We start from the raw sequence: 13524 nt of genomic DNA on the forward strand, positions 1-13524 counted from the left end.
TCGCTCCCCGGCGCGTCGCGCCGGGCCATTCGAAATGTGCAAATCTTTCAGGGGTTTTCCTCGATGAACATCCATGAATACCAGGCCAAGGAGGTGTTGCGGTCCTTCGGCGTACCGGTTCCGCAAGGCTTTGCTGCCACAACCATCGAAGAAGCCGCCGAGGCCGCGGGCAAGCTGCCCGGTCGCGTATATGTCGTGAAGGCACAGATTCATGCTGGCGGGCGCGGCAAGGGCAAGTTCAAGGAGCTTTCCGCCGACGCCAAGGGCGGCGTTCGCCTTGCCAAATCCTTTGTAGACGTCCGCGCCGACGCGGCCGAGATGATTGGCAACACGCTGGTGACCCTTCAGACCGGTCCGTCCGGCAAGCACGTCAACCGCATCTATGTCGAGGAGGGCTCCGAAATAGAGCAGGAGTTCTATCTGTCGCTTCTCATCGACCGCGTCACCAGCCGCGTCTCCTTTGTGGTGTCCACCGAGGGTGGCATGGACATCGAGCAGGTCGCGCGCGACACGCCTGAGAAAATCGTCACCTTCCCGGTCGATCCAGCCACCGGCGTCATGCCGCATCACGGTCGCGCGGTGGCCAAGGCGCTCCGGCTTGACGGCGACCTGGCCAAACAGGCGCAGGCGCTAGCCGAAAGCCTGTACGCGGCCTTCACCGCAAATGACATGGAGATGCTGGAGATCAATCCGCTGATCGTCTCGAAGGACGGGAAATTGCGCTGCCTCGACGCCAAGGTTGGCTTTGACTCCAACGCGCTTGCGCGTCATCCCGACATCGCGGCTCTGCGCGACGAGACGGAGGAAGATGCCAAGGAGATCGAGGCCTCCAAATATGATCTCTCCTATGTCACGCTCGATGGCAATATCGGCTGCATGGTGAACGGCGCGGGCCTCGCAATGGCAACCATGGACATCATCAAATTCTACGGCGCCGAGCCGGCGAACTTTCTCGATGTCGGCGGCGGCGCGACGACCGAGAAGGTGGCGGCCGCCTTCAAGATCATCACCGCCGATCCCAATGTGAAGGGTATCCTCGTCAACATATTCGGCGGCATTATGCGATGCGACGTGATCGCGGAAGGCGTCGTGACGGCGGCGAGGGAAGTGGGCCTCCAGGTGCCGCTGGTGGTGCGGCTCGAAGGCACCAATGTCGAACTCGGCAAACAGATCCTCAAGCAGAGCGGGCTCAACGTCATTCCCGCCGACGATCTCGATGACGCCGCCCAGAAAATCGTGAGTGCCGTCGGAGGGCTTAACTGATGTCCATTCTCATCGACAGGAACACCCGCGTACTCTGCCAGGGGTTCACCGGCAAGACCGGCACCTTCCACAGCGAGCAGGCGATCAAGTACGGTACGAAGATGGTCGGCGGCGTCTCGCCGGGGAAGGGCGGCTCGAGCCATCTCGGGCTCCCGGTCTTCGACACGGTGATGGAGGCGCGCGAAGCAACGGGTGCGGATGCGACAGTCATTTATGTGCCGCCCTTCGGTGCGGCCGACGCGATTTGCGAAGCGATCCAGGCCGAAATTCCGCTCATAGTCTGCATCACCGAGGGCATCCCCGTGCTCGACATGCAAAAGGTGAAGCGCGCGCTCTCCGGCTCGAAGTCGCGGCTGATCGGGCCGAACTGCCCGGGCCTGATCACTGCGGGCGAATGCAAGATTGGCATCATGCCCGGCTCGATCTTCGAGCAGGGCTCCGTCGGCATCGTCTCGCGCTCCGGCACGCTCACCTATGAGGCCGTCTTCCAGACCTCGAAGCAGGGCTTCGGTCAGACCACGGCGGTCGGCATTGGCGGCGATCCGATCAAGGGAACGGAATTCATCGAAGTGCTCGAACTGTTCCTTGCCGATCCCGCCACCGAATCCGTTGTTATGATCGGCGAAATCGGCGGCTCGGCCGAGGAGGAGGCCGCGCAGTTCCTGCGTGACGAAGCCCGGCGCGGGCGCTCCAAGCCGACGGTCGGCTTTATCGCCGGCCGCACCGCCCCTCCCGGACGCCGTATGGGCCATGCCGGCGCGATCATTTCCGGCGGCAAGGGCGGCGCCGAAAACAAGATCGCGGCGATGGAGGCGGCAGGAATCCGTATCTCGCCCACACCAGCGCGCCTCGGTACGACGCTGGCCGAACTGCTGGGGGGGCCGGCGCGTCAGCCGATTCTTTCCAAGGCCGGCTGACCGCCTGGTTGGGGAGGCAAGCGATAACGCTGGACAACTCGTTTCATCCTTGAGAATGACCGTACCTCAACAGATATGGCATTATACATGCCAGATACATGCCAGTTCGACTTCAAACGAGAGGTGCCTTGTCATGAGTGGGAGAAGCCAAACGCGTTGGCCGCTTGCCGAAGAAGCGACTCCCGGACTCGTATTGGGGCCGTTGGCCGCCGAGCCCAATTTCAAGAGACGTATTTACGCGACGCTGAAGGAAGCGATCGCCAATATGGATGTTTATGGCACCACCGAGGACACGTGGCTCGACGAGCGTCAACTCGCGGAGCGCCTAGGGGTGAGCCGAACGCCAATCCGCGAGGCGATCGCGATGCTTGAGCAGCAGGGCTTTGTTAAGTCGATATCTCGCCGCGGCATCGTAGTGCTGCGTAAGACCAAACAGGAAGTGATCGAAATGATCCAGGTTTGGGCGGCTCTCGAAGGAATGGCCGCGCGATTGATTTCGCTCAACGCAAGCCGCAAGGAGATTGAGCAGCTTCGCAAGATTTTCGAGAAGTTCCATGACGGTCACAAACCGGCGGACTATCTCAGTGAATACTCGGAAGCCAACATCCAGTTTCACCAGACGCTGATCAAGATGACCGGCTCGAAGATCCTGCAGGAAATGACGGAGAACATCCTTCTGCATGTGCGCGGTATCCGCAAGATCACAATCGGCCGTGACGATCGGGCAAGCCAATCCATCAAAGATCACCTGGCGATCATTGACGCGCTGGAAAAGCGAGACACTGAACTGGCAGAGCAGCTTTGCCGCGACCATACGCTGGGTCTTGCGGCCTATGTCGAAAAGCACAGCGAGGGCATTTGGACCTAGGATTGTGTTGCAAAGTTTAGCCTGACGGTCGTATGTCGGCCCGCGTCTTTTGCGACTGGAACCGTCGAAGATCTTCTGCCGTCGCCGAGTCGGGCGAGCGGCTGATGAAGGCCCCAAGCGCCTTCATGCAACGCGTGGAGTCACGGCGCGTATCCTCGGTGAAGCCACGCACGGATATGTCTTCGATCATGCGCTCACGCAGCGCTCTGCCGGATGCGAAGGACGGTTATGGAATGCTGGTTGATCCTTCATGCTCAGAAGTGGATCGCCACCTGTCGCTCCTGATCTTCCACGCCATCGACGCTCACCGTCTAGCCAATCGCGAAACCGCGCGAGCGGGTGCCCCGCATGTTCGAACCGCCTGGGGTGAAGGTCCCCTAGCCAAGTATCGGTGGTTTTCAATATGGTCGGGCCGTCGGTGGCGGGAGGATACGGGAAGGCTTTTGATTTTGGCCCCGCGAAAAAGACAATGAAATCAATATCAAATGAAATGATTTGGGTCTCTTCGTCAATGTTCTCCGACTTGTTGATGGCATCTGTCACACGTAGCTCAAGCCCCCGGATCTCGAAAGGGTCCCCGGAGATGCGGGCGGTGATCGGCGGCAACGAAGCGGCCCAAATGGCCGTAGCTCGCCGCCAGGAGCGCACGTGATACGTCGGTGCCAGGGTTCCGCACAAGTCGCCGCTTCAGGATGCCGATTGCCTCTTGGTACCTGCGCAACTGGAACATCGCTTGTGCCTGGAAGTGGAGGTATACGTCCGGATAATACGGGTTCAAGGCCATTGCCCGGTCGAAACACGCGAGTGCCTCCGCCGACCTGCCGGAATAATGCAGTGCATAGCCGAGATTTTCGTGCCCCTGGGCAAGATTGGGAGCGAGGGCGATCAAGCGTTTAGCCTCGCGGATGGCCACGTCGTGCCGTCGCGAAAACACTTCGACGATGCCCAGCGCCCAATGCGCCCAAGGATATCCATCGTCGAGCGCTACTGCCCGTGTCGCAAACTTTTCCGCTTGCGCCAATGCTGTTGGCCACGACGGGCTCCACTGATTTCTGTAGTCCAGCATGTTTGCGAAGGCGAGGAACGCATAGCCGGGAGTGAATTTCGGGTCGAGTTCGATGGCCCGCTGCAACAGTTCCCGGCCCTGGATGTTTTCCGCCTTCGTGAACCGCCACACCTGCTCTCGGCCATGCAGAAAGCAGTCATACGCCTCCAGGTTGTCGGTTTGCTCGGTCGCAAGCCGTTGCTGGTCGCCCTCCGTCAGGTTGAGTGCGAGCGCGTCGACAATTTGCTGTGTGACGTCGTCCTGCACGGCAAAAATGTCGGTCAGGTCGCGATCGAACCACTCCGCCCGCCCGTTCACAACTTCGACGGTGACAGGGACGCCGCCGACGCGCATGTCTGGGCAATGACTGCCCTGCCACACCCTCGGATTCGAGACCGTGACGCCGAATTTCGTTGCTGGTCGGACCCGGGCCTATTTCGGCGCCGCGGCTGCGGTTTCGCCCGGCGGCATGATCCGGAACATGAAGCTCGAGACCTTTTCCCCCGGTTTGAACGGGCCCGGGACCTGGTTGCCCACCGGCTTCACGCTTTGAAGGAACGCTGCGATCGCCGTTGCGTCATCGGCCGTCATATGCGCAAAAGCGTGCCAAGGCATAATCGGCGCAAGGATGCGGCCGTCCGGCCGTTCGCCCGTCTGAATCGCGGCAACGATCTGCTCGGGGGTCCAACTGCCAATCCCGGTCTCCTTGTCTGGCGTGATGTTGCGGCCGACAAAAACACCCTGACCAGGAATCTCGAAGCCTACGTCCGAGCCGCCAAGAAGCGCGACATGTCGGGCTTTCCGAAGAAGTAACCCGGCGTGTGGCAGTCATTGCATCCGCCGATCGTGACGAGGTATTCGCCGCGCTTAATCTGCGCGTCGTCGGCAATGGCTGTGACCAAAGAAAGCGCAGCTAACAACGCGGTCAAGAACGCGAGGCGAACTGGTGTCCGAAGCATCGTTCCTCCCTTTCATTATCGCAACGCGGCCGGGCTTTGTGGCGTCATTACTGCACTAGCCCCGCTTTGCGCAGGCCAACGGTAAACTTCTCGGCATCCGAGGGATCCCTGAACGGCAAACGGCCGATATGCTCGACGGGGGAGTACCTCGTATTGATTTCCTTGAGTTCGCGCCAAACTTCGCCGGCCTCGTCCAATTTGCCAAGGTGGCCCAATGCTGAGGCGAGGAACGCGCGCGACAAGTCCGTGGTGGGATTGAGCGCGATACGATCCCTGAACAAAGCCGCCGCAGTCTCGTAATCGCCGGCTACGAAATAAGCGGTGCCCAGGAAGTGTACGTGCTGCTGTCGTGAAATCGGATCGAGGCGTATCGCCCGTTCAATCATGGGAATGGCTTTCGCCGGCTCTCCCGTATAAATGTGAACGGTGCCCCGCATGTTGAGCGCGGGAGCGTAGTTGGGATTTAGCAACAACGCCCGGTCGGCCTCATGGGCCCATCGCTCATAGTCCCTCATGAACATGGCCACCATTGCGGCGACATAATGGGCGAAGGGGTCCTGCTCGTCCCTGGCGATCGCTTGGGCTGTGAAGCGATCGGCTTGATCAAGTGACCTCTCGGGCGCGTCGGTCCAATGGTTCTGATAATCTAGGATATAGGCCATGCCCAGACCCGCATAAGCGGCGGCGTAGGACGGATCGATCTCGATCGCCCGACGGAAACAGGTGGTCGATTGATCGAACATCTCACGATCTCTCTTGAGCCCAAGGATCAGCTCGCGACCCCTCAAAAAGAGATCGTGGGCGTTCACGTCTTTCGTGCCGCCCTCGACAATCAAGGATTTCTCCGCCTCGCTGAGCCTGACCTTCAGCGCAGCAACGATTTGTTGCGTGATGTCGTCCTGGACTTCGAAAATGTCAGTGAGGTCACGGTCGTAGCGCTCGGCCCAGAGATGTCCGCCGCTTGTGCCATCGATCAGCTGGGCGGTGACGCGAACCCGGTCGCCGGCCTTTCGAATACTGCCTTCGACAGCGAACTTGACGCCGAGTTCGCGGCATACGTGAGGGACACTGAATGTCTTTTCTTTGTAGACGAAAGCCGAGTTGCGCGCGACGACGAACAGGCCGGATGCCTTGCTGAGATCGGTGATGATATCCTCAGTGATGCCGTCACTGAAGTATTCTTGCTCGGGATCGCGGCTCATGTTGTTGAAGGGAAGGACCACGATCGATGGTCGTTCCGGGAGCGGCATCTGATCAACACTGGGCGACGACGCCACGGTGTCACGAACCCAGCGCCAGATGCGCACCGGCCGGTCGATATTCTTGACCCGCTGTTCCCCCAGATCCTCGAACGGCAACTCAATGCGATCGCGCACCTGGTCATAGACTGCCGCCGATACGCAAACACCGCCCGGTTCCGCCAATCCCTCCAAACGGGCAGCGACGTTGACACCATCTCCGTGGATGTCGTCGCCATCGATCACCACGTCGCCCAGATTTACGCCGACGCGGAACTCGATACGTTGCCCTTTCGGTAAGACTTCATTGCGTTCAGCTAGAGCCTGCTGCATCTCGGCGGCGGCTCTCACCGCCTCCACGACACTGGCGAACTCTGCCAACACCCCATCACCCATGAACTTGACGACGCGCCCATGATGTTCCGCGATTTTCGGCCCAATGAGGTCAGTAAGCAGAGATTTGAGCGCCGCGAGCGTGCCATCCTCATCGGACCGGATCAGACGCGAATAGCCGACCACGTCAGCGTCCATAATGGCGGCGAGGCGGCGTTCCATGCCCCGATTTCCTCCCGTCACAGAGAGTAGAGCATTCTTAGCCAACAATCTATGACGGTGCTGGGGCTGGAATTCTAATGTCGAACATTGCGCCCCATCGGCGCATCGCAGCCAAAGGTTAGATCCCAACCAGCCGGTTCTTTGACGCTTTCGCCGATGCGCACGTCGCCTCGAGCGCGCCAATAGCTCTTTTTGATGGCGTACTCTGCCAACGGCTCATTCGGTTGTTCTCTTCCTAGCCGGGAAAGCCGCTGAGCAGTCGGTTGCATTCAGTGACAAATTTTTCGCTTGGCATGCGGCCATCCGCATCGCGCGAATACTCCGGCTTCAGGCGGTTAAGGAAGAACATGTCGAGCCTGCGCCCATGCTTGGTCTCAATGACGCCTCGCGGCTCCAGTTCGAATAGCGTTTTGACATTTCCCGCCACGGTTTCCGAAACATTGATCCGTCCGGGAGCACCATTCGCTTCCATGAGCGCCGCCGTGTTCACCGCATCGCCCCAGATATCGAAGGTGAACTTCCGCCGGCCGACGACTCCCGATATGACCGGCCCAGTATGGATCCCGACACGCAACTCCAGTGCCGGCAACCGCATCTTCTCGCGCTGCGCCTTCATGCGCGCCGTGACCGCGTGAATTTCCAGCGCCGCGAGGCAAGTATCGATTGGGTGCAGGCGATTGGCCGTAGGCACGCCGGCAACGGCCATATAAGCATCGCCGATCGTCTTGAGCTTTTCCAGCCCATGGCGCATTACGATCTCATCAAAAGCTGTGAAATACTGGTCCAGGAGCCCGATGAGCGCGGCCGGCTCCATGCGTTCGGCCAGTAGAGTAAAGCCCTTGAAGTCCGCAAATAGGATCGTCGCCGAAGGCTCATATTTCGGCTGCACCTTGCCGCTCTTCTTGAGCTCTTCGGCAATCGACACTGGAAGGATGTTGATGAGCAGCTCTTCGGTACGCGCCTTCTCGGCGACCAAGTCCACATGCGCGTGATCCAGCTCTTTCAATGCTTGGTCGAACTCGATGAGTTTGCGGCGCAACTCCAATTGGGCCAGCACCTGGCGCGAAAGGCGGCGTAGTGCCTCACCCTGTTCAAAGGTCAGCTGACGCGGCACGAAATCCATCACGCAAAGTGTCCCCAACGCATAACCTGCTTCGGTCACAAGCGGAATGCCGCAATAGAACTTGAAGTGCGGTTCGCCCGTAACAAAGGGGATTTGATTGAATCGGGCATCCATGAGCAGATCGGGCGCTACGACCATCTCGGTGCCGCAAACAGTCGTTGCGCAGAATGCGATTTCGCGCGGACACTGGTTAAAGTTCGGCGGAAGACCGTACTTGGCCTTTAGCCAGAGGCGGTCGTCGTCCATTAAGCTGACATAGGCTACGGGGCAATGGCAAATCTGCGCAGCCAGTTCGCCAATGTCGTCATAAGCGATCTCCGGCGCGGTATCGAGGATATTGAGCGCTCGAACCGCAACAAGCCGCTCCGCCTCGTTGGCAGGCGTTGAGTATAGCATCGCAGCGCCTCGGTCAGAATTCTGGGCAGCCTAGCCCATGTGTGCTTAGATGCGCAGCTTGGAGCATATCAAACTTAGGAATTGAGGCTAGCGACCCATGCTGACTCTCTGCAAATGACCGCGCACCACACTCCTTGCCGACCTCCGTCTTGACCATCGCCGACGTCCGGTCCGGGTCAGTTCACGTCGATGCACGCAGCCCGCCTGAAGGTCCGCTTCTGACATTCCGAGCCTCGAAGCCGCAAGTCTGGTAACGGCCCCATTTTAGTCGTTCGAAACGCGCCCGAATGGCTAGTCATGGCGGCGCTAAGGAGACATAGGAGCCGAAATTCGATTTTGCAGCAGTCGCGGAACCATACGGAACGATACGGGAAGCCTTCTGATTTTGGCCCACGAAAAAGTGCCAACGAAATCAAAGATTTGAATACGTCATCCGGGCCCACCAAAATATTGAGCTGTTGATTTTGTTTTGTTTTTCGAGTCGCTTTGCTCTTGCGTTTTGGACTCGAACCCCTCCTTCCGCAGTCGAAAGGTCCGCTACACTCCCATGGTGAGGTTTGTGATCCATAGTAGTACCGGCCTCCGCACGGCTTGCATGGCGTGGCGGCGCAACTCCACCGACCGCCGCGCAGCGCCCTGCGAAACCGGAACCGTTCCAGACATCCAATCGGAATTGTCTCGTCGCGATGGACTTGCGCAGGGTCGCCGCGAGGCTCTTTCTTTCGTCAAGGAGGCGACCGAAGTGCGCTGTTTAGGCATGCGCCCCTTTACCGGCTATGGCTATGCCGGCAAACCTGCCATACGCATGGCGTCGGTGACGTCATCGATGATATCAGGCGCAATTCCTACGGCAGCGGACCAGCGCCCGATGGTGAAGTGCGGGTCGAGCGAGAGCAGCCGCCCAGCCGAGGCTTTTGCCTCGTCGAGCTGCCCGAGCCTGGCTAGCGGTGCCGCCAGCCATCCGTGCAGGATGCTGAAGCCGGGGTTCAGTTCCACCGCCCGCCGGCCTGCTATGACGGCTTGCTCGTGTCGGCCGGACAGGAAATTGCCGAAGCCGATGATGCCTTGCGGCACGCAGCTCATCGTGTCGAGGGGGCTTAGCCGCATCGCCTGCTCGCCCCAGTCGATCGCCCGCGCCGCGTCGCCGCCATAGGCCACCGGCACGCAGCCTAAGGCATAGACGAAGGCGCAGGATGCGCTGAGCGCCAGGGCTGCCGCGAACGCCTCGTCGGCCAGCCTGCGGTCATGCTCCACCAGGCCGATGGTGAACCCGGCCAGAGCGAGAGCCATCGCGTCGCCCGAACCGTGCTCGATCGCCGCATGGGCATGGCGGGCCGCCTTCTCGCGGTGCTCCGCTTGCATGCCGCCGCGTATGAACAGCGTCTGATGCGCCCAGGCGGCAAAGCCGTGGGCAAGGGCATAGGTCGGCTCGATGGCTAAAGCCTGGTCGAGCAGGGGCAGACACTTGGACGCCCCCTGCGGCATGAAGGTGTAGACATCGGACAGCGCACGAAGCAGAAGATCATAAGCATCGAGACTGTCGGGGCGCCGGCGCCGGACGCGTTCGATCTCGGCCCGGCGCAAATTGGGCTCTATTGCCGCGACCACGCTGACGGTGATCTCGTCCTGCAGCGCGAACACGTCGGTCAGGTCGCGGTCGTAGCGTTCGGCCCACAGATGGCTGCCGTCCTCGGCGTCGATAAGCTGGCCGGCGATGCGCACACGGGTTTCCACCTTGCGCACGCTGCCCTCCAGAACGTAGCGCACGCCGAGCTCGCGCCCGACCTGCTTCACGTCGACCGCGCGGCCCTTGTAGGTGAAGGAGGAATTTCGCGCGATGACGAAGAGCCACCGGATCCGCGACAGCCCGGTAATGATGTCCTCGACCATGCCATCGGCAAAATAGTCCTGATCCGGATCGCCGCTCAGATTCACGAAGGGCAGCACCGCGATCGATGGACGGGCGGGAATGCCAGAGCCAGGCTTCGGTTGCTCCATCGAGGCGATCGCCCCTGCTTCCGACATCTGGACCTCCTCGCGGACAGTGCCGACAAAGCGAAAGCCCCTGCGCAGGATGGTGCGGATGAGGCGTTGCTCCTCGCCGCTGTCGCCAAGCGCATTGCGGGCGGCATTGATGCGGCTGGCGAGCGTGGCGTCAGAAATGATGCGCCCCTGCCAGACAGCATCGACCAGATCGTCCTTGCTCACCACCCGCTCGCGATTGCGGATCAGGTATTGCAACAGGTCGAACACCTGCGGCTCGACGGAGACCAGGTCGTTGCCGCGACGCAGTTCGCGCCGATCGCCGTCCAGAGCAAACTCCTCAAAATGATATGGCAAAATCAATCGCTCCAGACCGCGCGGCAGTTATGCCAACACTGTAGCCGCGTCTTGGACGCAAAATCAAAGCGATCTCAATGCAAAATCAAGAAGCCCTGAAGGCCGCCTCAAAGCGCTTTCCTCAGCCCTGCCGCATAGTCCTCCTGCAACAAACGCTTCAACCAACGTTCTGAAAAGGAGAACTCACATGTCGAACACTGCAGCAAAGTCCGTCGTCCTCGTGCATGGCGGCTTCGTCGATGGCTCCGGCTGGGACGGCGTCTACCAGATCCTCAAGAAGGACGGCTATGACGTCACCATCGTCCAGAACCCGACCGCCTCGCTCGCCGACGATGTCGCCGTCACCAAACGCGCCATCGCCGCCGCTCCGGGCAAGGTCATCCTGGTCGGTCACTCCTATGGCGGCGTCGTGGTGTCGGAAGCCGGCACCGATCCCAAGGTCGCGGCCGTCGTCTATATCGCGGCCTTCGCGCCGGATGCCGGCGAGTCGGTCTCGAGCCTGATCGCCAACCCGCCGCCCGGAGCGCCGGTGCCGCCGATCCTGCCGCCCGTCGACGGCTTCCTGATGCTCGACAAGGAAAAGTTCGCCGCCGCGTTCGCCGCCGATGTCCGTCCCTCGCTCGCCTCCTTCATGGCGGATTCGCAGGTGCCGTGGGGTGTGGCGGCACTCGAAGGCAAGATCACCGCTCCGGCCTGGAAGGCAAAGCCCAGCTGGTATCTTGTCGCCACCGACGACAAGATGATCCCTCCGCCGGCGCAGCGCCAGATGGCCAGCCGCGCCAAGGCAACCACCGTGGAAGTGCCCGGCAGCCACGCCGTCTACGTCTCCGATCCTGCTGCTGTCGCCAATCTCATCAAGCAGGCGGCCGCCGATGTCGGCAGGAAGTGAACCGGCCATGATGGGCTGCCTGGGCGCTCGGCGGCGCCCAGTCCCTTTTTTCTCGCTCTGAACGTATCGTCTCCGGCTGACCAGTCTAACCAAGCGCAGAAGCATACGGAGCGATACGGGAAAATTTCTGATTCTGGCGCACGAAAAAGCCAATGAAATCAACAATCTTAATACGTCCTCGGGGCCCACCAAAGTCGTTCAATATCAATGACTTATGACCAACGTCTATCTAAAGTGGGCCACTTGAGCTCCGCTATGCCCGCCGTATTCAGATTGAATGTTGTCGCCTGAACACGATCCAAGGGCAGGGGAAGCGATCTGTGCCCGTCTCTACCGTCTATTTCTGCTCCTGTTCATCCGTCGGATTGCGTGCCGCCACACATAGCGCAGCTATTTCAACGCTGGAAAGCTCTTTGGTCGATTTGTGCGGCAAAAGGCGTGCGAATGGGATGGTTTCGAGCGCCTGATCGAGAATGTCGCGGCGGCACGTATCGTCAAAGGGGCATCGACCGCACGCAAGGCAACATTTGACTAGGAGCTGCACGCTCCGAAGCTCACGATGCGCTGCCCTCAATGCTCCTGTTGGCGCTCCCTCCGGGTCTGGGGACCTCCGTAGTTCTCGTACTGCGGGAAATTTGTACGGTTTGCAGCCATTTTAGAACACAAGTTCATATTGACTAAATAGTCGTTTTGACGATAGTGTGCGCTGGCGTGCCGACGACCGCTCCTTCCAGTGTATCGGGGCGGGTCGTTTCTCGGTGATGAGCACCGCGTTGGAGCACTTACAGAATAGGACGGATCCAACAATGCCAGCCTGTGCCTGTCGATGTCAGTCGGGGGACCGAAGAAGCTCTCGCTTGGTGCTTGCGATTTTACTGACGATTTGCTTGTTCGCAAACGGCTGCGCGACCCGAGCGGAGAACGTGCTCCAACCTCCCGTAGTCGCCGCGACCGAGGCCACTCGGGTTAACCTACTGGTCGCCACAACGCGCAAGCCGTCAAAGGACGCCGGCCGACTTTATTCAGGCGAGCGCGGAACGGCGATCTCGTTGGACAGCGTCACTGTCACCATACCTCCGGATCGAAACCGAAAGATCGGTCAGATCCAGTGGCCTTCACGCCTTCCCCCTGATCCCGATCGGGAGTTTGCCATGGTCGGGGTCGACAAGGTCGCAACGGAAAGGCAGGTCTTCGATTGGTTCCGCAAGAACCGAAACGCAAAGCGACAGGTGGTCATTTTCGTGCACGGCTACAACAACTCATATGCCGACGCCGTGTTTCGTTTCGCTCAGATCGTCCACGACTCGGGAACCGACGCAGCGCCTATTCTCTTCGCTTGGCCATCGCGGGCTAGGGTCTTCGACTATCTCTATGACAAGGAGAGCGCCAATTACTCGCGCCGGGCGTTGGAGGACTTGATCCTCCAGGCCTCCATGAGTCCCGACGTCGACGACGTCACCATTCTCGCTCATTCGATGGGGACGTGGCTTGCCGCGGAGGCGTTACGCGGTGTCGCCATGCGCAAAAAGTCGATCCCGGCCAAGGTCAGGAATGTCGTCTTGGCGTCTCCGGATATCGACATCGACGTGTTTCGCCGTCAATTTGTCGAGATGGGGCCAAATAAGCCGCGTTTCACAATCTTCACGTCGACGCGGGACAAGGCTCTAGAGGTCTCCCGCTGGCTATCTGGTGGAATTTCGCGTGTCGGCGGTACCGATCTCACGCCATATACGGCGGTTCTTGGTGAACTCGGAGTTGCGGTTATCGACACCAGCGCAATAGCGTCGGGAGATTCGCTGGGCCACAATGCCTTTGCCGGCAGCCCTGAGATTATCCGTTTGCTGGCACAGCGCCTGGGCGGGCAATCTGTGTCCGGAGGCGAGGCTGGGTTCGCGAATCGCTTAGCCGCGGCGGCCGGTAGCCACGGCCGG

Annotated in this window: 9 protein-coding genes and 2 pseudogenes; 5 read left to right on the top strand and 6 right to left on the bottom strand. The window is 60.1% G+C overall.

Annotation, left to right across the window (positions count from 1 at the left end; genetic code table 11):
- The first annotated feature begins 63 nt into the window (after positions 1 to 63).
- The 3 genes from sucC (at position 64) to NMG70_RS27110 (ending at position 3048) form a co-directional block, all read left to right on the top strand.
- Positions 64 to 1263, top strand: coding sequence for an ADP-forming succinate--CoA ligase subunit beta (gene sucC, locus NMG70_RS27100; RefSeq protein WP_254027341.1), 1200 nt, complete (start codon positions 64 to 66; stop codon positions 1261 to 1263).
- Positions 1263 to 2180, top strand: a complete 918-nt coding sequence (gene sucD / locus NMG70_RS27105; protein WP_254027342.1) for a succinate--CoA ligase subunit alpha — start codon at positions 1263 to 1265, stop codon at positions 2178 to 2180. Before sucC ends, sucD begins: the two co-directional genes overlap by 1 nt.
- A gap of 133 nt (positions 2181 to 2313) precedes the next feature.
- Positions 2314 to 3048, top strand: a complete 735-nt coding sequence (locus tag NMG70_RS27110) for a GntR family transcriptional regulator (protein ID WP_254027343.1) — start codon at positions 2314 to 2316, stop codon at positions 3046 to 3048.
- A 186-nt stretch (positions 3049 to 3234) separates the two neighbouring features.
- On the opposite strand, the gene NMG70_RS27115 is transcribed toward NMG70_RS27110, so the two are convergent.
- The 6 genes and pseudogenes from NMG70_RS27115 to NMG70_RS27140 form a co-directional block, all read right to left on the bottom strand.
- Positions 3235 to 3591 (bottom strand): hypothetical protein, encoded by a 357-nt coding sequence (locus NMG70_RS27115; protein WP_254027344.1) that lies wholly within the window; start codon positions 3589 to 3591, stop codon positions 3235 to 3237.
- Positions 3592 to 3646: 55 nt separating this feature from the next.
- Positions 3647 to 4399, bottom strand: a pseudogene (locus tag NMG70_RS27120) (tetratricopeptide repeat protein); the annotation flags it as partial.
- Between the two features lie 126 nt (positions 4400 to 4525).
- Positions 4526 to 5052, bottom strand: a pseudogene (locus NMG70_RS27125) (cytochrome c).
- Between the two features lie 47 nt (positions 5053 to 5099).
- The gene (locus NMG70_RS27130) at positions 5100 to 6845 is read right to left on the bottom strand and encodes an adenylate/guanylate cyclase domain-containing protein (RefSeq protein ID WP_254027345.1); all 1746 of its coding nucleotides are present in this window, start codon (positions 6843 to 6845) and stop codon (positions 5100 to 5102) included.
- A gap of 235 nt (positions 6846 to 7080) precedes the next feature.
- Positions 7081 to 8364 carry an adenylate/guanylate cyclase domain-containing protein gene (locus tag NMG70_RS27135; protein WP_254027346.1) on the bottom strand — a complete coding sequence of 428 codons (1284 nt, stop codon included), beginning with the start codon at positions 8362 to 8364 and terminating at the stop codon, positions 7081 to 7083.
- Positions 8365 to 9144: 780 nt separating this feature from the next.
- Positions 9145 to 10704, bottom strand: a complete 1560-nt coding sequence (locus tag NMG70_RS27140) for a winged helix-turn-helix domain-containing tetratricopeptide repeat protein (protein WP_254027347.1) — start codon at positions 10702 to 10704, stop codon at positions 9145 to 9147.
- A 187-nt stretch (positions 10705 to 10891) separates the two neighbouring features.
- Between NMG70_RS27140 and NMG70_RS27145 the strand changes: the two genes are divergently transcribed.
- Both NMG70_RS27145 and NMG70_RS27150 read left to right on the top strand, forming a co-directional pair.
- Positions 10892 to 11593: an alpha/beta fold hydrolase gene (locus NMG70_RS27145; protein ID WP_254027348.1), complete on the top strand. Its 702-nt coding sequence runs from the start codon at positions 10892 to 10894 to the stop codon at positions 11591 to 11593.
- A 1151-nt stretch (positions 11594 to 12744) separates the two neighbouring features.
- Positions 12745 to 13524 (top strand): alpha/beta hydrolase (locus NMG70_RS27150; RefSeq protein WP_254027349.1); only part of this gene is annotated, 780 nt, incomplete at its 3' end.

The sequence above is a fragment of the Mesorhizobium ventifaucium genome, assembly GCF_935822925.1.
GTDB lineage: Bacteria > Pseudomonadota > Alphaproteobacteria > Rhizobiales > Rhizobiaceae > Mesorhizobium > Mesorhizobium ventifaucium.